25 protein-coding genes and 2 pseudogenes are annotated in these 16,696 nt (G+C 39.7%); 10 read left to right on the plus strand and 17 right to left on the minus strand.

All coding sequences use genetic code 11. The features are described 5' to 3' along the window. Nucleotides 1-223 precede the first annotated feature (223 nt). The 17 genes and pseudogenes from ODU41_RS02515 to ODU41_RS02595 form a co-directional block, all read right to left on the minus strand. Complete coding sequence (locus ODU41_RS02515; RefSeq protein ID WP_109371243.1) at nucleotides 224-316, minus strand: type I toxin-antitoxin system Fst family toxin; 93 nt, start codon at nucleotides 314-316, stop codon at nucleotides 224-226. A 1,164-nt stretch (nucleotides 317-1,480) separates the two neighbouring features. Further along, complete coding sequence (locus ODU41_RS02520; protein WP_009910447.1) at nucleotides 1,481-1,690, minus strand: BOW99_gp33 family protein; 210 nt, start codon at nucleotides 1,688-1,690, stop codon at nucleotides 1,481-1,483. A 111-nt stretch (nucleotides 1,691-1,801) separates the two neighbouring features. Then, complete coding sequence (locus tag ODU41_RS02525; protein ID WP_023371005.1) at nucleotides 1,802-2,254, minus strand: type II toxin-antitoxin system HicB family antitoxin; 453 nt, start codon at nucleotides 2,252-2,254, stop codon at nucleotides 1,802-1,804. Nucleotides 2,255-2,293: 39 nt separating this feature from the next. Next, nucleotides 2,294-2,476 carry a type II toxin-antitoxin system HicA family toxin gene (locus tag ODU41_RS02530; RefSeq protein WP_009910449.1) on the minus strand — a complete coding sequence of 61 codons (183 nt, stop codon included), beginning with the start codon at nucleotides 2,474-2,476 and terminating at the stop codon, nucleotides 2,294-2,296. 183 nt (nucleotides 2,477-2,659) lie between these two features. Then, nucleotides 2,660-3,046 carry a hypothetical protein gene (locus tag ODU41_RS02535; protein ID WP_009910450.1) on the minus strand — a complete coding sequence of 129 codons (387 nt, stop codon included), beginning with the start codon at nucleotides 3,044-3,046 and terminating at the stop codon, nucleotides 2,660-2,662. 139 nt (nucleotides 3,047-3,185) lie between these two features. After that, on the minus strand, nucleotides 3,186-3,686 hold the full coding sequence (locus ODU41_RS02540) for a hypothetical protein (protein ID WP_398578613.1): 501 nt from the start codon (nucleotides 3,684-3,686) through the stop codon (nucleotides 3,186-3,188). Between the two features lie 69 nt (nucleotides 3,687-3,755). Further along, nucleotides 3,756-4,187, minus strand: coding sequence for a hypothetical protein (locus tag ODU41_RS02545; RefSeq protein WP_172027108.1), 432 nt, complete (start codon nucleotides 4,185-4,187; stop codon nucleotides 3,756-3,758). A gap of 335 nt (nucleotides 4,188-4,522) precedes the next feature. Further along, nucleotides 4,523-5,983, minus strand: a complete 1,461-nt coding sequence (locus ODU41_RS02550; RefSeq protein WP_398578677.1) for a phage/plasmid primase, P4 family — start codon at nucleotides 5,981-5,983, stop codon at nucleotides 4,523-4,525. Between the two features lie 59 nt (nucleotides 5,984-6,042). Then, nucleotides 6,043-6,288, minus strand: a pseudogene (locus ODU41_RS02555) (primase alpha helix C-terminal domain-containing protein); the annotation flags it as partial. A 68-nt stretch (nucleotides 6,289-6,356) separates the two neighbouring features. Beyond that, nucleotides 6,357-6,906 (minus strand): annotated as a pseudogene (locus ODU41_RS02560) (hypothetical protein); the annotation flags it as partial. Then, nucleotides 6,903-7,175 carry a hypothetical protein gene (locus ODU41_RS02565; protein WP_024402462.1) on the minus strand — a complete coding sequence of 91 codons (273 nt, stop codon included), beginning with the start codon at nucleotides 7,173-7,175 and terminating at the stop codon, nucleotides 6,903-6,905. The pseudogene ODU41_RS02560 and the gene ODU41_RS02565, both read right to left, overlap by 4 nt. Beyond that, entirely contained in the window at nucleotides 7,168-7,518 is a 351-nt protein-coding gene (locus ODU41_RS02570; protein ID WP_398578614.1) for a hypothetical protein, read from the minus strand. The genes ODU41_RS02565 and ODU41_RS02570 overlap by 8 nt, the downstream gene beginning before the upstream one ends. A 60-nt stretch (nucleotides 7,519-7,578) precedes the next feature. Next, nucleotides 7,579-7,782: a hypothetical protein gene (locus ODU41_RS02575; RefSeq protein ID WP_398578615.1), complete on the minus strand. Its 204-nt coding sequence runs from the start codon at nucleotides 7,780-7,782 to the stop codon at nucleotides 7,579-7,581. After that, entirely contained in the window at nucleotides 7,775-7,978 is a 204-nt protein-coding gene (locus ODU41_RS02580; RefSeq protein ID WP_024409202.1) for a hypothetical protein, read from the minus strand. Before ODU41_RS02580 ends, ODU41_RS02575 begins: the two co-directional genes overlap by 8 nt. Beyond that, a complete protein-coding gene (locus ODU41_RS02585) occupies nucleotides 7,968-8,243 on the minus strand; it encodes a hypothetical protein (RefSeq protein WP_398578616.1) in 276 nt (91 codons plus the stop codon). The genes ODU41_RS02580 and ODU41_RS02585 overlap by 11 nt, the downstream gene beginning before the upstream one ends. 386 nt (nucleotides 8,244-8,629) lie before the next feature. Continuing rightward, nucleotides 8,630-9,250, minus strand: coding sequence for a Rha family transcriptional regulator (locus ODU41_RS02590; RefSeq protein ID WP_105159888.1), 621 nt, complete (start codon nucleotides 9,248-9,250; stop codon nucleotides 8,630-8,632). A 17-nt stretch (nucleotides 9,251-9,267) separates the two neighbouring features. After that, a complete protein-coding gene (locus ODU41_RS02595; RefSeq protein WP_015647585.1) occupies nucleotides 9,268-9,468 on the minus strand; it encodes a helix-turn-helix transcriptional regulator in 201 nt (66 codons plus the stop codon). A 207-nt stretch (nucleotides 9,469-9,675) separates the two neighbouring features. Here ODU41_RS02595 and ODU41_RS02600 point away from each other — a divergent pair, with 207 nt between their 5' ends. From ODU41_RS02600 to macP, 10 genes are all read left to right on the plus strand, one after another. Then, nucleotides 9,676-10,191, plus strand: a complete 516-nt coding sequence (locus ODU41_RS02600) for a helix-turn-helix transcriptional regulator (protein WP_398578617.1) — start codon at nucleotides 9,676-9,678, stop codon at nucleotides 10,189-10,191. Nucleotides 10,192-10,540: 349 nt separating this feature from the next. Further along, nucleotides 10,541-11,686, plus strand: a complete 1,146-nt coding sequence (locus ODU41_RS02605) for a tyrosine-type recombinase/integrase (protein WP_398578618.1) — start codon at nucleotides 10,541-10,543, stop codon at nucleotides 11,684-11,686. Between the two features lie 95 nt (nucleotides 11,687-11,781). Next, nucleotides 11,782-12,018: a DUF2829 domain-containing protein gene (locus tag ODU41_RS02610; RefSeq protein WP_004194840.1), complete on the plus strand. Its 237-nt coding sequence runs from the start codon at nucleotides 11,782-11,784 to the stop codon at nucleotides 12,016-12,018. Beyond that, entirely contained in the window at nucleotides 12,011-12,709 is a 699-nt protein-coding gene (locus ODU41_RS02615; RefSeq protein ID WP_024384971.1) for a 3-oxoacyl-ACP reductase, read from the plus strand. The genes ODU41_RS02610 and ODU41_RS02615 overlap by 8 nt, the downstream gene beginning before the upstream one ends. 10 nt (nucleotides 12,710-12,719) lie before the next feature. Next, the gene (locus ODU41_RS02620) at nucleotides 12,720-13,271 is read left to right on the plus strand and encodes a GNAT family N-acetyltransferase (protein WP_024384970.1); all 552 of its coding nucleotides are present in this window, start codon (nucleotides 12,720-12,722) and stop codon (nucleotides 13,269-13,271) included. Then, nucleotides 13,268-13,741 carry an ASCH domain-containing protein gene (locus tag ODU41_RS02625; protein ID WP_024384969.1) on the plus strand — a complete coding sequence of 158 codons (474 nt, stop codon included), beginning with the start codon at nucleotides 13,268-13,270 and terminating at the stop codon, nucleotides 13,739-13,741. Before ODU41_RS02620 ends, ODU41_RS02625 begins: the two co-directional genes overlap by 4 nt. 65 nt (nucleotides 13,742-13,806) lie before the next feature. Next, the gene (locus ODU41_RS02630; RefSeq protein WP_024384968.1) at nucleotides 13,807-14,121 is read left to right on the plus strand and encodes a hypothetical protein; all 315 of its coding nucleotides are present in this window, start codon (nucleotides 13,807-13,809) and stop codon (nucleotides 14,119-14,121) included. Nucleotides 14,122-14,425: 304 nt separating this feature from the next. Next, nucleotides 14,426-15,808: a bifunctional UDP-N-acetylglucosamine diphosphorylase/glucosamine-1-phosphate N-acetyltransferase GlmU gene (gene glmU, locus ODU41_RS02635; protein WP_024390222.1), complete on the plus strand. Its 1,383-nt coding sequence runs from the start codon at nucleotides 14,426-14,428 to the stop codon at nucleotides 15,806-15,808. An 8-nt stretch (nucleotides 15,809-15,816) separates the two neighbouring features. Further along, complete coding sequence (locus tag ODU41_RS02640; RefSeq protein WP_004194850.1) at nucleotides 15,817-16,362, plus strand: NUDIX hydrolase; 546 nt, start codon at nucleotides 15,817-15,819, stop codon at nucleotides 16,360-16,362. 10 nt (nucleotides 16,363-16,372) lie between these two features. Next, nucleotides 16,373-16,693, plus strand: a complete 321-nt coding sequence (macP, locus tag ODU41_RS02645; RefSeq protein WP_002936700.1) for a cell wall synthase accessory phosphoprotein MacP — start codon at nucleotides 16,373-16,375, stop codon at nucleotides 16,691-16,693. Nucleotides 16,694-16,696 lie beyond the last annotated feature (3 nt).

The following is a 16,696-nucleotide window of genomic DNA, read 5'->3' on the forward strand; positions in this document are numbered from 1 at the left end:
GTGTCAGGTAAACTGCGGGGGTATTCTGATACTAGACTATATTTTGCCAATTTAGAGATAGTCTATGAATAGCTAACGTAAATAAACTATTTGACAATTGAATAGAGGGGTGCTATACTCTAAGTAATGATAAGTAGTTCTAAAGGAACACAAAAAGCCCCCAACGTGCCAGCGTTGAGGGTTTTCTTTTTGGCTCTTAGCTATTTAAAGCTATGCCCTAGGGTTATTTGTTGCGTGAGTTGAGCCAATACTCAAACAATGCTGTCAGGATAGATACCAGCAAAGGAGCAACAAACGTGATGATAAAAAGTTCCATTAGAACACTTCACCCCCTTTCTATCCCAAAGGGGCAAGGAAAGTATATCAGAATACCGATTGACCTTTCAATCGCTCGAATTCATCCCTATTTGTTTCTTTTTAATCAAATTATGGATATTTTCTGCTTTCTAGCAAGAAGCACCCCTGTTTAAACGGAATATCCAGTAAAATAGGAGACAGAAGATGACCTGCAGAAAAAAGATGCTGTTTCATATTACAAAAAAGCCATCAATAATCTCTAGGGTGAATACGAGGGTGAACAAATTACTAAATCAACGCATTACAAGGTTACAGAAACCTTATTAAATCAACATTTATAGACAACAAAGGAGAAAACCATGACATTTGAAGAGATTTTGGAAAATGTCTAGGAATGGCTTGAAATAGGCGTTTATAGCCTCTGAATTTGTGGACTTTTTGAAAAAACATAGTCACAAATGACCTTTAATATTCTCCCAAAGTCCACAAAAAGGGGAGTAAAAAAAGACCTAAAATAGGTCAATAATTTACGAGTTCAGCAGGCAGGAACTAGCACCCCACAAGGTGCTTTTTTCAGGTCTTCTTAATTACCATACAAAAAAAGAGGGATACCCCTCCTCACTATCCCCTCAACCACCAACAGGGGACACCAGCAAAACTAACGACATATTGGCTGGTACGTTTATCACTGAGCGGCATTCAATGTCGCACTATATTCCGCTCCTTTGCTATCAGAATAGCGGTGGAACCTGTAAAGGATACTATATTTTCATGCTATCATATTCACTTTACAAAAGCAAATCTTAAGTACACTTGATAAGGTGCTTTTTAGTTATCTGATGTCTTGCTGATAGCTATTTTATACCAAAAAAGGGAGTGTATGACCTCACGGGTTAACTCTCCCTAATCGGCTAGACTATGCAAGCCTCCAGCTGTGAATATATTATACCACGGATAGCTGGCACAAGTTAGTTATTTCTCACAATATGCCATTTTTAAAAGATAGATAACTGTTTCCAAATTGGAAAAGGTTAAAACTTTACCGTATTGGGATTTTATCAACCGTAAATTAAGTAGCTTAAATGCGCGTGGTTATCAATTTTGTTGACCTTGACAAATCAATTTCAAGCAATTATCACGCGCAAATCTACTGTATTTTACTGTTTTCTACTGTATCTTGGTGCTATAGCTCACCCTTTTCTATCTTCTCTCTAATTATCCTAGCCCAAATATTATAAAAAGGATGTCCGTCTGGAATAACAGGGGGATTTTTAGAAAATTCTTCTTGTGATAAGGTGGTTTCTTTGTCTAATATTGTGCCGTCTGCTAGTTCAGTATCTTTAGGGACAATGTGGGTTATTATTGGTGTCCATTTTTCTTTAGGTTTAGCCATGTTAAAATTACTCCTTTATTGTGTAAAAATACAAAATAGGGCTAACCTTACACCTTAGCAGTTACCTGTTTTAGTGTACTGGTTTAGCCCTATCATATAAGTTAGATAGTGTTAAGCATGAATTTTCTTATCTGCAATAGCGTCTGTTAAGGTCTGTGAGAAATTTAGCCCTAACTCACGCCCTAAAGTATCCGCCCAACGTGGAATAGTTAGTGTTTTCTTTACAGGCTCTTGACTGCCTAGATACTCAGCAACGTCAACCATAACCATAGATACAAAAGACTTGCTAGGGTCATAAACTAGCTCTATGTCCTTATCATCACGGAAAGGGTTATTATCAGCCAATGATAAAGCGTTAATAGGGGTAGGAGTGGGAATATCACGCCCATTCTCAATATAATCAGCTAGATGAATACCTAACCAATCACTAGCCATTGCCATAGCGTCTGCCATATCTTCGCCCTGAGTTGCTGAATGTTCAAAGTCTGGGAAAGTGACAAAATAAGGGGCGTTAGCTCCGTCTGTATCGTCATAATAAAATAAAGCTGGATAAGTGACAAGCATAGTTTACCTCCAAAATCAAAGACAAGCGAGGGACTGCTTTTATAACAGCCCTGCTTGCTTTTTGATACCCCTTTCGGTGTATTTGTTAATTTCACCGTGGGGAATGGTTATAGGTCGCTCGCCTACTTTTTCAAGTTTAACGTGAGACCCCTTACCACCTTTAGTTTTTGTCCAACCATGGGCGGTAAGTAGCTTAACCATTTCTTTTTGTGTCATAGGCATAGCGCTTTTACCTCCTGACAACATTATTATATCACACGTACTACACGTATTCAAGTAAAAAGATAATATTTTGTCTAATATCAGTTATCAAAAATAGCCCCTAAAATCGTTTCTAAGGGCTTTTAGTTGCTGTATGGTTAATTTATCGGATAAAGCAAAACACGCGCTAAAATAGGGCTAAATTTAAGCTTGAGGCTGTTCTAGTTGCTTTTGTAACCGCTCTAAGTTCTTAATAGCTTTTTGTCTAATGCTAGAGACTTCTCTATAATCTTTTAGACCGCTTACCTCTACTAGATGTTTGTCTTTTACTCCTTCGATATATTGTAAGGTCAAAATTTTACGTTGGTTTTCGTCTGATAGCTGATTGATTAAATCTGTCATACGTTGCCGTTTTACTTTAATTCCTCGTATTGCTACCAATAATCTTGCTTTTTTCTTTCTAATTCTCCTAGACTGTACTGGATAAGTTTTCTCAAGTTCAAGTTTATCATTTTCTAAACTAGAAATAGCATCTTTCAAATCTCTAATGTCTCTTAGTCGCTCGTTAATCGTCATATTGATTTCAAACATAATTTAATACCTCGCTATGACTATGATTATATCAAAAAAGCGCGTATTCTTTGTTCGTTCTTTGTTCGATTGAGTAAGTTTATTTGTTTTGGGAACTAATAGAGCGTTCTTTATTTGTTTGTTTTGTAAATGCACCCTGTTATTTTAGTCCACCCAACCAATTGCTCACCCCTTTATCTAAATAGCTAGTAAACTTTCTGTAATGTTTCCAGTATGTCTTAGCCCTCATTCTTTTTGGTCTGCTAGGAAAATTATCATAATCAACGTACCCTTTTTCTGGGTAATAACTGGGGTCTATCTTCCTAGCCTCTTTGAAAGCTAGTTCAAAATAATACTGGCAGTCTGTTTTACTTCGGTTCAAAGTTGCCCTATGCCTATCTTGACAAGTACCGCAAGCAAAGATAAGGCTATTTTTGAATAGTTTTCTACACCTCTTTTCACAAATAGGACAAAGAAAGAAGTAGCGGATACCTCCATAAGTTCCTGGTATGCTAGCTAGGTTTATCTGTTGGCTACCGTAGTTTACAGTTAGGTTATTAAGGTCAATAGTGATACCTACTCCCTTTAACTTACCAGATATTTTTGATAAGCCTTTTTGTTTCAGTGGTTTGGTTATGCTTTCTATGGTCAATTCAATCATTTTCCTCTCCTTTATTGGCAAAACCCAAATTTATTGATTAAACAACAAAAGAGGCGCGTGCCTCTCTGTTCAACCTTTGGCTAGTAACCCACTGATTGCCATATCTCGGATAAACTGGCTTGCTGGTAGCTCTAACAAATCTAGTAACTCACCTAGTGCCTGTTTGTCTGTGCTGGCAATCATTTTCTTTAAGGTGTTTTCGTATTGCTGTTCTAGATAGTCGCAAAATGCCAATCTTTGGGCTTGTGTCGGTGTAGCATTCAAAGCTATATAACAAGCTTCAGTTATCTGTGAGAATAGTTTAGCACGCGCTTCTGGGTGCTTATACAGTTCATAAATGTTCAGACTGGTATCCTCTGCTTGTAACTTTTTAGCTATTTCCATTAGTTTAGGAATATCGCTAGGCTCAATAGGTGTGTCATCAGCCATATAATTTAGGCGGCGTTTCTCCAGTTCTAATCTATCTTTTTCAGCTTGTTCTAGGTAGTCATTTTCTGTCATTTTTTAGTCTCCATTTTCTGCTTTAAGAAAAATTATGTAAACTTTTGCTATTTGTGACCAACTTTAAAAAATCTTGGTCACGTTAAAAAAGTTAGTAGTATCAAGGGTTTAGCTATGGTGTTGACCTTGTGACCGATTTTGAAAAAAATTATTTATATAAAAAAGATGAAATGATTTCCAACTCCTATATATATAAATAAAAAACTTGGTCACATGGTCACATTTTGATAATTTAGAGGTAAAAAGTCAGTATTATCAAGGGTTTCAGCGTGTGACCGATTTTTAAAATCTTGGTCACATCTTGGTCACACGGTCACAAACTTTGATGCTTCTTATTATTCTTGGTTATTTCTGTGTACTCCCTTAGGTACTCCTTGAAGTTTTCGGCTATGCCAACCGTTAGGGTCAAGGATATTATAATCGTCTAATGGCACGCGCCCAGTCTTTAAGTTATAAATATCAGCAACTTCTTTATTTAGTACAGCAGTTATTTTTTTTCCAAAGCTGTATAGGTTAGCGTTTTTTATCCCCTCATCTTCTGTAAATTCTTCTAGCCATTGCTTGATAATGGGTAGCGGTACATGTTGCAACTCATGGTAGCCATTGGGAATATAAGTTCCAACCACAAAAGAATAATAAAAGTCGTTATCCTCTTTGTACTCGTCTAACATGTCTTTAACCGCTTTAGGTTCAATAAATTTATCAAACTCCGCCATATTTAAGATTTCATAGAGTACCCACTCTAAAAGAACTTTGTTTTTAATAAAGTCGTCTTTGATTTCTGGGCGCTCTACTGTGCCATTAAAATCTGCATTAAATGGCACGATACACAAGCGCCTATACCAACCTTGTGACTTGTTGCGACTTCTAGGGATACCATTTCCAGAAAAGATACATAAAAGGCGATAAGTAGCCTCATAGGGCTGTAAATGTTTAGGGTTTACTTGTATAGTATCGCCTGTAACAATACTCATTAGGTCAGAAACACTATCAAGGTATTTATCAGAAATATCATCACCAATATTACAAACTTTTCCATTTAGGGCTGAAAGTAGGTGCTGTTCTTGAAATTGGTCTGGTTTAAGGTTGCTAATGTTTTCCTTACCTATCAGATTTTCTAACAGGGCTTGAAATGTCCCTTTTCCGTTGTTCCCATCTCCAGTTAAAATGACCATCTTTTTGCGCGTGCGGTTGGGGTTGATAGCCTCGTTCATGACTTGCCAAAGTAGTGTAATGATTTCCTTATCGTCACAAGCAAGAGTACCTAGCCACTTATCAAAATCAAACCAGCCACCAAGTAAAGGCTTTTGAGCCTCTGGGTTGTATGCTGTGGTTATCTTGGTTGTGATAATATGCTTAGGGTTAAATGGCTCTAATTGTTTAGTATGTAAGTTAAAAATGCCGTTTCTGACTGGTATTAAATAGCTTTCCTGCATAGGGGGCTTGATTTTTGTTTCTGTCCTTAGAAAAATAATCACTTCCTCGGTAAATCGCTTAGATGTCAGCCTGCTATCAAATTTTAGAATTAGCTTATTGACTATATCACGGCTAGCAATATAATAGCCTAAATCTAAATGGTAGATGTATAGCTGGCTACTGTCTGTTAGTTTACTGTACCCAATAAAGGTAAAATAGCAATTTTTGAGTAAAATATTAGCTACCTCAGCAACACTAGGGCGTGGTATTTTTGTTTCTACCTCGCCTTTTCGGTTGCCTTTTGTAATCTCCTTTTCTTCTTTGTGTTCATCACGCCACGCCTCGCCTAATGATTGTAATAGTTGGTATAGCTCTTTCATATTTTGGGGCTTTTTAACCTGTTTGGCGTTATCTAATTCCTGTTGTAATTCATTGATATTCACATTCTCGACCTCTTTCTAATTTCAGATTTTACAATACTCTCAAAAGTTCTATCTAACTCTCTTTGTGGTATTGGGTTGTTAGTAACGCTATTTGCTATCAGTGTAAGCTCATAAGCTGTTTCTACGTCACAATCAATCCATTTATTAAGCAGTAACCCCACAAAGCGCGTGAGTGCTACGTTACGCCCTCCCTCATCACCAAAACCATGTAATAAGGTATCTATCACGCGCATAGTCATAGATTTTCTTTTAGGTTGTCGGTTATCTATATAGAGTGGAGCAGTAGCGGGATAATCAGATAATGGCTGACTAGGTACAATATAATCATACCCCCTGTTCACAATTATTTGATAATCTGCTGGGTCTCCTGTTGTCACTGGTAAGCCTTGTAATTGTGACCATGTAAGGCTTGCTGTATCATAAGGTAAGCCTATTTTTTCGGCTACTTCCGTTACAGTTTGCTTATAGACTGCCTCATTCATCACATTACTAGGCTTAATTACAAGCCTAAAACGCTGTTTTTCGGCTGTGTGCTTAATAGTTGGGTAAATGATATAGGAAAAGGCACTAAGTGCCTCAGAAACGATTTTAGGGAGGTCTACGCCTGTTTCTATATCGTCATAGTCTAAGAAAATCAAATCACGATAGATAAGGCTAGCGTTATTACGCTTATAACTTCCATTGGTATCTGGTTTCACTTTACCACTCAAACAGTAAGGGGCTTTGGTTTGTTTGTATTCGTCAATATTAGTCCCTTTGGGAACTATTTGAGGTTTGAACCGTGCGATATATTCAAAAGGTTCTAACTTATCGAAAGGGTGTAAGATATTGCTGAACCCTCTAGCCTCGTATATTGTCATTTCTCTGCTCCTAAAAATATTAAAAGGTCATCAATTTTATAAAAGACTTTGCGCGTGTCCTCAATAGGAGGGGATAGCCTTTTGAGACCTGCACGCTCCCAACGTTGCAAAGTTTTATAATCTACGTCTAGCTCATCTTTTATCTGTTTGGGAGTGATTAAGCCTGTTATACGTGGTTTGGGTTTCAGATATTCTTTCAGAAACCCAGATATTAGCGTTAATATGCCACGTTTTAGGCTGTTTTCGCTTTCTTTACTTAGGCTAAACATTCATATCAGCCCCTTTCAGTAGTTCCTTATAGCTATCAAGGTCAGCATTTAACAAAACACTTAGGCGCTTTTGTTCTTCCTGTACCTGGTTGTAAAAAGCCTTAGCACCATCTAATAGCTCAGCCTTATCTGCTGGGATAAAATAACCACGATTAAAGCCTTGTCGTACGCCAATGATAGGAACGCCATAGCGCGTGATTAGGCGACTGACAATACTTTGTACTGTCCTTTCTTCTAACTTCAAAATAAGGGCTATTTCTGCCCCTGTGGTGGGGTTGTCAGCTCCTACCTTGATAAGATTAAGCACGCGCTTATAATTCTCTGGTAGCGGTGGTAGTGTCATTCTGTTACCTCCGTTTGCCTGTCTGGGTAAATGTCTATTGTGTAAATCATGAAATGCCTCCTAGTTAAATTTCTTACCAGCAAGCCATACATAAGCACCATAGCGCTCTTGTACGTGGGCTGTGGTGTTTTCCTCCACCTTGTCAGTTTGTGAGCTAATATCAAGCTCTATATAGCTCTCATAACGCCATAATAAAATTAGAATAGCCAAGGAAACAATAATCAAGATAACACTTTCAGTCAATGTTGGGATTAATTCATTCATTGCCATACTCCTTGAAAAATTTATCTGATAATTCTGTGTGTTCTGAAACAAGATGCTTTAGCCCATTGGTTGCTACTGTTACAAGGGCTGTTGCCTTGCCTGGTTCAATATCGCCGCTAGCTATCTCTAAAGTACTGATAACATTTTCTAACTCAGTACATAGCAATTCATAGTTACTTAAAATCTTATCGTTCATGCTGTCTAATAACCTCCAATTCTTTATCATCATCACAATTTATCAACTTACAAGCGATTAAATCTAAGTCTTTATATAGCTGTTCAGTCATTTCAAAAATAACGCTAAATGCTTGTTTCATTTGATGGTGTAATACTGTGTTATCTGCTCCAGAATTATCAGCAAGTAATAAAGCATTGCCTAGCTGTTGGATAATTTCAATACGTGGGAGTAACTCAGCAATTTGGTTACCCTGTTGCTTGATGTTTCGTGTGCTTAATGCCATATTTGGATACCTCGTTATCATATTTTTTTTGTGTAATTGCCTCATGCTCTCGGTCGCCTAATTTCTGAGCGTGGGGCTTTGGTTGTTTTTTTTTCAAATTGGTTTCTTGCGTCTGTCATTTTTAAGAGTTAGTTCTCTCCGTATGGTCAAGATACTTAAATCATGGTATAATCTAGGTATCAATAAATTACTAAAATCCCTTTAATAACGGCTTGCCTGCTGTTATTGGATTTAGTTTAATTGTGTGAAAAGGCTTGGAAGTTTGGTCGCTATCAAAGCCTTTTTTTTGTTGCTCTCACGCGCCCACAAGGTGCGTTTTTAATCATCTTCTGGGCTATCTGTTGTAAATGCCCATAGTAAAAGGTGCAGTAGTGCTGTTAGTATGCCTATTGTGATACCTCCGTTTTCTGTCTGAATACCATTGTTTTTATATCTTGGTAACTCATGCCTAGGTTAATCATAGCGATAGCCATATCCTCCAAGGCTTGGTATCTGATTAGCTCAGCACTTGTTAAGCTGTCAATGCCATTATGACCGCCACGTTGTGCCATAAGTTGCTTTTTATTCAATCCGCTAGCGCCTTTTAGTAGCAAGTTGTTAACGGTTGGGTGCGCGTGTTTGGGAGCTTGTTCCCATGTTTCTATACTATCGTGCAAGGTTTTGCGCTTTGGTTTTTCTAACGCCCTCTGATAGCGGAACTCTGCCACCTCTTTACGTAGTTCAAAGAATGCTTTAACTAGGTTTTCTTTGAAATTAGCGACTTGCTCAGTATTCTTTAAGAAAGTGATTAGCAACGTTGCTTGTTGCTCATTTAGAATATAATCTTTAGCCTGTTGTCCACTTGGTAAAGGTCGCATTTGAAATGAGACCTTTCCATAACGTTCTAGGCGCTCCTTGTGTTTCCTGATATGTTCCTGTATTGCGTGATGTTTCACACCAGCACAATCAGCAATAATGCTACTAAGTGTATACGGCTCTTTCTTACCGTCCATGTAAACAATGTTCATGGTGTGCCTGCTCCTTTCTAGCTGTAAAATAGTTCGTCAATGGTTATATCGGGCTTAACCTCTGCGACAATGGTCTTGATTGCTTTCTTTTCCTTGTCATTGAATGGGGTCTTGCCTGTTTCTTTGTTGTTGTATGACTGCAAAGAAATATCTAGCTTGTCCGCCATAGCTTGCTGGGTTAGCCCTAACATGACCCGATAGCCTTTCAGTTTGCTCATGCCGTTCTCCTTTCTTTAAAAATCCCCCTCCGTAGGTTGAAAGTGTGAAAGGTCGTGGAGGGGGAGAAGTATCCGTTTCGGATAACTTTGAAAACGATTATATATCCATTTCGGATACTTGTCAAGCGTTTTTTTAAAAAATTTGTATCATTTCTTGATACTTTTTGCATTTTTGGTTATAATCAACCTTGAAAGGTCGTGAAATGTATGAATAGGTTGAAAGAATTACGCAAAGAAAAAAAGCTAACTCAGGAAGAGTTAGCTAGTGAAATTGGTGTATCAAAAATAACTATTCTCCGTTGGGAAAACGGCGAAAGACAAATCAAACCAGACAAAGCTAAACAATTAGCAGATTATTTTGGGGTTCAAGTTTCTTATTTGCTTGGGTACAGTGATTTTAGAACTTGGGCGGAAGAAGATTTTTATCATACAACTGGTTATCCAATGAATCTATCTTATGAACCTACTGAAAGAGTAGTAAAAATAGATATTCCTAAAAATACCCTAAGCGATAAAGAACTTATGGCTTTACCTCCAGAAGAAAGAAAAGCGTATATCAGTGAGTATCTAGATGCTATGAGTAAGGCTCTGTCTTCTCTGTCAGATACAATAGCAGATACTGCGGGGATAGCAGCAGACGTTACGGGTGACCAATTAGGTAAGTTAACTAATAGCTTAATAAAAACTTTGGCTAAACTAAATGAAGTTACACATAGAGACTAACTCACGCGCCACATAGCAAAGCTCCGTAGCCTAAAATTTTAGATTCTCTACGTGCTACACCTTAAAAAATGTCTAGTTTTGTCTAGTTTTGTAAATACGCCTTTCAACATGTTTCAACAAAATCAGTATTTTTTAGTAAATTGCGCGTGGTACAAAATTATCTTACTCTTACCATTTCATAAAGGCGCTCAAATGCTTTGTATAGCGTTTTAATCTCAATCAATATAAATGACTATCTACCTAAAACAAACGAAAATAGAGACCTTCTCGGAAGCCTCGGTATGATATAAACCTAATAACTCAAAATCTTTTTAATAACGGCTTGCCTGCTGATAGAAAGGTTCATATCATGAAAATTACAGAAGTCAAAAAGAAAAACGGTACGATCGTGTACCGTGCTAGTGTTTATTTAGGTACTGACCAGGTAACAGGTAAGAGATCTAAAACAAGCGTAACAGGTAGGACAAGAAAAGAAACTAGGCAGAAAGCAAAGCACGCGCAAGACGATTTTATTTCTAATGGCTACACGGTTACTAAAGTTGTGCCAGTAAGGAATTATCAAGAATTGGCTGAGTTATGGCTAGAAAGCTACCAACTTACAGTAAAGCCTCAAACATTCATAGCAACTAAGAGAATGCTATATAATCACTTAATACCAGTCTTTGGTGCTTTGAAATTAAATAAGCTATCTGTTAGCTATATTCAAGGTTTTATCAATGATTTATCTAGTGAGTTGGTACATTATAGTGTTGTCCACTCAATCAATAGGCGTGTGTTACAATATGGGGTATCTCTCCAGTTATTGCCATTCAATCCTGCGCGTGATGTTATATTGCCTAAAGTACCAAAAAGGGAAAATAAAGCTATTAAGTTCATAACTCCAGAAGATTTAAAAGCGTTAATGGCTTACATGGAAAAGCTAGCCAATAAGAAATTTAGCTATTTCTTTGATTATGTCTTATATAGCGTTTTACTTGCCACTGGTTGCCGATTTGGAGAAGTAGTAGCCCTAGAATGGTCTGATATTGACCTAGAGAATGGAACTATCAGCATAACCAAAAATTACAGTAGACTATTAAAGTTAATCGGTACGCCAAAGAGTAAGGCAGGGGTTAGGGTCATCAGCATAGACAAGAAAACAATCAATCTGCTACGACTTTACAAGAGTAGACAACGACAATTATTTATCGAGACTGGGGCGCGTGTTTCTGCTGTGGTATTTGCTACACCACTAAAGGAATATCAAAACATGGCAACTAGACAGGATAGTCTAGACAGGCGCATCACTGAAATTGGTATCCCTCGCTTTACCTTTCATGCTTTCCGACATACTCATGCTAGTTTATTGCTAAATGCTGGTATCAGCTATAAAGAATTACAATACCGTTTAGGTCATGCTACGTTAGCTATGACAATGGACATTTACGGACACCTCTCAAAAGACAAAGAAAAAGAGGCAGTTTCTTATTACGAAAAAGCCATAAATTCTTTATAAGTCCACAAAAAGGTGAACAAATTTTATTTTTTGAACTCATATGTCGATTGAAAAGCCTATTAAATCAACGTTTATAGACGAAAAGGAGTAAAACCATGACATTTGAAGAGATTTTACCAGGCCTCAAGGCCAAGAAAAAGTACGTTCGCACAGGCTGGGGCGGAGCGGAGAACTACGTCCAGCTCTTTGACACGATTGAGGTTCACGGGCAAAAACTGGAGGCGACGCCCTATTTCCTCATCAACGTGACAGGCGAGGGCGAAGGCTTCTCCATGTGGAGCCCGACCCCCTGCGATGTCCTTGCGACCGACTGGGTAGAAGTCCATGACTAAGACAGCCCTCATCACCGGCGTTTCCAGTGGCATTGGTCTTGCACAAGCGCGGATTTTTTTGGAAAATGGCTGGCGTGTCTACGGGATTGACCAGGCCATCAAGCCTGATTTGGCAGGTGATTTCCACTTTCTACAACTGGACCTGACTGGCGATTTATCACCAGTCTTTTCGTGGTGCCAGACAGTTGATGTTCTATGTAACACCGCAGGCATTCTAGACGATTACCGCCCCCACCTAGATATTGAGGAGGAAGAATTAGCTCAGGTCTTCTCGGTGAATTTTTTTGCGGTGACAAGACTAACCCGCCCTTATCTGCAGCAAATGGTGGACAGACAGTCAGGCATCATTATCAATATGTGCTCCATTGCTTCTAACCTTGCAGGCGGCGGAGGCTCGGCTTACACCGCCTCCAAGCACGCTTTGGCAGGTTTTACCAAGCAGTTGGCTTTGGACTATGCCAAGGATAAGGTACAGGTATTTGGTATTGCCCCAGGTGCTGTCCAGACAGGCATGACCCAGAAAGATTTTGAGCCAGAGGGATTAGCCGATTGGGTGGCAGACCAGACCCCTATCGGACGCTGGACCCAGCCCAGCGAAATCGCAGAGCTGACCTTCATGCTGGCTACTGGCAAACTCGCTTCCATGCAAGGCCAGATTGTCACTATTGACGGTGGCTGGAGTTTGAAGTAGGGGGAATGTTATGATTCTTGAATCTAATCGCCTTTTGCTCCGTCCTTGGAGCGAGTCAGACACAGTTGACTTATTTTCTCAGGCCAGTCATCCAGATGTAGGACCCGCAGCAGGTTGGCCAGTTCATCAAAGTCTGGAAGAAAGTCGAGAGATTATCAAGACAGTCCTCAGCCAACCCGGAACCTATGCCCTTGTCCTCAAGGAAACAGGTCAGGTCATTGGCAGTATTGGTCTCATGATTGGCAAGCAGAGCGGTCTTGATTTGCCAGATTCAGAAGCAGAACTGGGCTACTGGCTTGGCCAGGGATTTTGGGGACAAGGCCTGGTACCAGAGGCTAGTCAAGCTATACTGAACTACGGCTTTACTCAACTGGATTTAGATAAAATCTGGTGTTGTGCATTTGTAGAAAATAGCAAGTCTCTGCGTGTACAAGAAAAGCTGGGTTTTGTATACCAATACCTCTTGGAAGATGTGCATTTCCCACTCATTGATGAAGTTCGTACCGAACGAGTGAGTTTATTGACGAGAGAGGAATGGTATTCTAGAAAGGAAAAACCATGACACCAACACAACTCTGGCAAGATTTTCTTGCCATCAATTCCCAAGCTGGTCCTGAGCCGGAGGCCTGGGCCTTTGGGGCGGAAGCTGATTGGCTGGCTGATTTGGTAGCCAAGGGCATCAAAACCTCGACTAGCTCTGCTCATGCCCTTTACGCAGTAGAGGGAGAAGAAATCCCTATAGCTGGTGGCTATGACATCATTCTTGACGGGCAAGGTCAGGCTGTGTGCATTATCCAGACCACCAAGGTCTATGTGACGCCCTTTTCCCAAGTGACGGAAAATCATGCCTATAAGGAGGGGGAGTTCCGTCAGGAAGGTGACTTGTCTGACATAAAAGCGAAAAGTCTGATTCACTGGCGACAGGTCCATGAAGAGCTTTTCACTATCTGGCTGGCAGAAGCAGGCCTGTCCTTCTCAGAAGATATGCTGGTCGTCTGTGAAGAATTTGAATTGGTTTACCCTAAAAATTAGGTCCTCTCTTGTTTATTTTAAGTTGTTTATATTATAATAATATAAAATTAAACAAGGAGGTTTCTATGAATAAGGAACGTGTCATCAATTTATTGGACCAGCTTTCTTCTATTCTTGCTGGAAAAGAGGAGGAGATTGGCAAAGAGAAGACAGGGAAGTTGCAGTCGGTCTTGCTTGTTGCCAAGGAAGATGTGGCTAGTAAGGAAGGAGTGGCTTTGGCAAATAGTTTGTCAGGTTTTGTGCAGACCATTTCTAATGCTAGTCTTCCAGGTGCCAATCTCCGTTTTACAGACCAAGAACGCCCTGTTTGGGAAGAGTTTAAAGCCTTGACAGAGAAAGCAAGAGAAGATGGTCAACGAGGCCTTCATTTAACAATCTAAGGAGCTTAGGCTCCTTTTTCTATCCTAGATTGTAGCATCTTTCTTGAACCTGGCATCAAAACAGTCTAGGCTATTCAGTGAAGTGTTTCAGCCTAAACCTAGAAAGGTAAAAGCGAGGAAAAGGTTGAGATGTTGGCGGTAGTAGGTTCACATCATTCAGGGACTACAGTTAGCCCAGACTAGATGCTTGGAAGTGAGAGGGATACTTTGCATTTTGTCGAGTTATATTTCACTTCTTCCGCTATTTTCCAAAAACATCAAAATTTGCTATAATAGGAGTATATCATTGAAAAGAGAGAAAACTATGAGCAATAACTATGCAATTATCCTAGCGGCGGGTAAGGGAACTCGCATGAAGTCTGACTTGCCAAAGGTCTTACACAAAGTGGCAGGAATTACCATGTTGGAGCATGTCAAACGGGCTGTTGATGCTATGGAACCTGCTAAAACAGTAACCATTGTCGGTCACAAGGCAGAATTGGTGCAGACTGTTCTCGAAGGGCAGTCAGAGTTTGCCCTTCAATCTGAACAGTTGGGGACAGGCCACGCCGTTATGATGGCCGAGCCAGCTCTTGCAGGTTTGGAAGGTCAGACCCTTGTTATCGCAGGGGATACACCGCTGATTACAGGAGAAAGCTTGAAGAACCTCATTAACTTCCATGTCAGCCACAAGAACGTTGCGACTATCTTGACAGCTCAGGCTGATAACCCATTCGGATATGGTCGGATTATTCGCAATGCTGATGGGGAAGTGCAAAAAATTGTTGAGCAAAAAGATGCCAACGATTTTGAAAAACAAGTGAAAGAAATCAATACAGGAACCTACTTGTTTGATAATAAACGTCTTTTTGAAGCGCTTAAAGATATTAATACGGACAATGCCCAAGGTGAGTACTATCTGACAGATGTTATTTCGATTTTCCGTCAGGCAGGCGAAAAGGTTGGTGCCTATGTATTGCGTGATTTTGATGAAAGTTTGGGTGTCAATGATCGCGTCGCTCTTGCGACTGCAGAAGCTGTTATGCGCAAACGAATCAATGAAAAACACATGGTCAATGGTGTGACATTTATCAACCCAGATGCTACCTATATTGATATTGATGTTGAGATTGGCGCAGAAGCTGTTATCGAAGCTAATGTTGTCTTGAAAGGTCAAACGGTGATTGGTGAACGCACTGTCTTAACCAATGGTACCCGTGTATGTGACTCCAAAATTGCAGCAGATGTCGTTATCAGCAACTCAGACATTGAAGAATCTGTCATTGAAGAAGGTGTGACGGTAGGACCATACGCCCATATTCGTCCAGGCAGTCTCTTGAAAAAAGATGTTCACGTTGGAAACTTTGTGGAAATCAAGGCCTCTACACTTGGTCAAGGAACGAAGTCTGGTCATTTGACCTACCTAGGAAATGCAACGATTGGCAATAATGTTAACGTTGGTGCTGGCGCCATCACTGTCAATTACGACGGTAAAAATAAATTTAAAACAACCGTTGGAGATAATGCCTTTGTTGGCTCTAACTCAACCATTATCGCACCAGTAACTATTGGGGACAATGCCTTGTTGGCTGCAGGTTCTGTTATTACAAAAGATATTCCAGAGGATGCCATCGGTATTGGTCGTGGTCGTCAAGAAAACAAAGAAGGCTATGCGACTCGTTTTCCGTTCCATCCAAGTCAAAAATAGGTAATCGTATGAATTTTGAAGAAAAAACCATTGAGCGGACAGAAATTTTTAAAGGGCACATTTTTGATGTAGTAGTAGATGATGTTGCCTTGCCAAATGGTGGAACTGGTAAGCGCGAACTCATTTTCCACAAGGGAGCAGTTTGCGTTTTAGCCGTCACTCCAGAAGGTAAAATGATTTTAGTCAAACAATACCGCAAGGCTATTGAACGTACTATTTATGAAATTCCGGCGGGGAAATTGGAGCTGGGCGAAGAAGATACGCTTGAAGATGCTGCTTTGCGTGAATTAGAAGAAGAAACAGGCTATACTAGTGACAAACTGACCTTGTTGGCAGATTTCTATTCAGCCATCGGTTTCTGTAATGAACGAATTCGCCTTTATTTAGCAGATAACCTTATCAAGGTTGAAAATCCTCGTCCAATGGATGAAGATGAGGTTATCGAATTACATGAGGTAACCTTGGAAGAGGCTTTGAACTTGGTGGCTACTGGTGATATTTGTGATGCAAAGACCATCATGGCTATCCAATATTTACAACTCATGAGAAAGTAGGAAACTAGCAATGGGCAAGCCCTTGTTGACGGATGAAATTTTAGAGAAAGTGAAAAAGAAACAGTATTCCGACCAATCTAGCCAGTTTGGACACTATCGTCCAAACCAGGATATATCAATGGATGATGCTCTATTCGATCCATATCTAGAAGAAGATTATCAGGGATATGAAGAGGGACAAACGATCCGAATCCCGGTCAAACCTACTGTAGTAAAAAGTCGCCGTATCGAAACCATCAAGCGAGAAGCTTTCCGCAGTAAGGTAAACAAAATCCTTTTTTGGGTCATCATCTTACTGATAATGTTTATCATTGCAGTATTATTTATTTAGGAG

The organism is Streptococcus sp. 2022WUSS083, from assembly GCF_044427155.1.
GTDB classification, from domain to species: Bacteria; Bacillota; Bacilli; order Lactobacillales; family Streptococcaceae; genus Streptococcus; species Streptococcus hashimotonensis.

Coding starts and splice junctions, on each gene's coding strand:
- ODU41_RS02575 (WP_398578615.1), bottom strand. CDS start 7,782: ATGAATGAATTAATCCCAACATTGACTGAAAGTGTTATCTTGATTATT.
- macP (WP_002936700.1), top strand. CDS start 16,373: ATGGGCAAGCCCTTGTTGACGGATGAAATTTTAGAGAAAGTGAAAAAG.
- ODU41_RS02625 (WP_024384969.1), top strand. CDS start 13,268: ATGACACCAACACAACTCTGGCAAGATTTTCTTGCCATCAATTCCCAA.
- glmU (WP_024390222.1), top strand. CDS start 14,426: ATGAGCAATAACTATGCAATTATCCTAGCGGCGGGTAAGGGAACTCGC.
- ODU41_RS02525 (WP_023371005.1), bottom strand. CDS start 2,254: ATGCTTGTCACTTATCCAGCTTTATTTTATTATGACGATACAGACGGA.
- ODU41_RS02615 (WP_024384971.1), top strand. CDS start 12,011: ATGACTAAGACAGCCCTCATCACCGGCGTTTCCAGTGGCATTGGTCTT.
- ODU41_RS02600 (WP_398578617.1), top strand. CDS start 9,676: ATGAATAGGTTGAAAGAATTACGCAAAGAAAAAAAGCTAACTCAGGAA.
- ODU41_RS02530 (WP_009910449.1), bottom strand. CDS start 2,476: ATGCCTATGACACAAAAAGAAATGGTTAAGCTACTTACCGCCCATGGT.
- ODU41_RS02620 (WP_024384970.1), top strand. CDS start 12,720: ATGATTCTTGAATCTAATCGCCTTTTGCTCCGTCCTTGGAGCGAGTCA.
- ODU41_RS02585 (WP_398578616.1), bottom strand. CDS start 8,243: ATGGCATTAAGCACACGAAACATCAAGCAACAGGGTAACCAAATTGCT.
- ODU41_RS02610 (WP_004194840.1), top strand. CDS start 11,782: ATGACATTTGAAGAGATTTTACCAGGCCTCAAGGCCAAGAAAAAGTAC.
- ODU41_RS02565 (WP_024402462.1), bottom strand. CDS start 7,175: ATGTTTAGCCTAAGTAAAGAAAGCGAAAACAGCCTAAAACGTGGCATA.
- ODU41_RS02580 (WP_024409202.1), bottom strand. CDS start 7,978: ATGAACGATAAGATTTTAAGTAACTATGAATTGCTATGTACTGAGTTA.
- ODU41_RS02515 (WP_109371243.1), bottom strand. CDS start 316: ATGGAACTTTTTATCATCACGTTTGTTGCTCCTTTGCTGGTATCTATC.
- ODU41_RS02595 (WP_015647585.1), bottom strand. CDS start 9,468: ATGAGCAAACTGAAAGGCTATCGGGTCATGTTAGGGCTAACCCAGCAA.
- ODU41_RS02605 (WP_398578618.1), top strand. CDS start 10,541: ATGAAAATTACAGAAGTCAAAAAGAAAAACGGTACGATCGTGTACCGT.
- ODU41_RS02520 (WP_009910447.1), bottom strand. CDS start 1,690: ATGGCTAAACCTAAAGAAAAATGGACACCAATAATAACCCACATTGTC.
- ODU41_RS02540 (WP_398578613.1), bottom strand. CDS start 3,686: ATGATTGAATTGACCATAGAAAGCATAACCAAACCACTGAAACAAAAA.
- ODU41_RS02640 (WP_004194850.1), top strand. CDS start 15,817: ATGAATTTTGAAGAAAAAACCATTGAGCGGACAGAAATTTTTAAAGGG.
- ODU41_RS02550 (WP_398578677.1), bottom strand. CDS start 5,983: ATGAAAGAGCTATACCAACTATTACAATCATTAGGCGAGGCGTGGCGT.
- ODU41_RS02535 (WP_009910450.1), bottom strand. CDS start 3,046: ATGTTTGAAATCAATATGACGATTAACGAGCGACTAAGAGACATTAGA.
- ODU41_RS02570 (WP_398578614.1), bottom strand. CDS start 7,518: ATGACACTACCACCGCTACCAGAGAATTATAAGCGCGTGCTTAATCTT.
- ODU41_RS02590 (WP_105159888.1), bottom strand. CDS start 9,250: ATGAACATTGTTTACATGGACGGTAAGAAAGAGCCGTATACACTTAGT.
- ODU41_RS02630 (WP_024384968.1), top strand. CDS start 13,807: ATGAATAAGGAACGTGTCATCAATTTATTGGACCAGCTTTCTTCTATT.
- ODU41_RS02545 (WP_172027108.1), bottom strand. CDS start 4,187: ATGACAGAAAATGACTACCTAGAACAAGCTGAAAAAGATAGATTAGAA.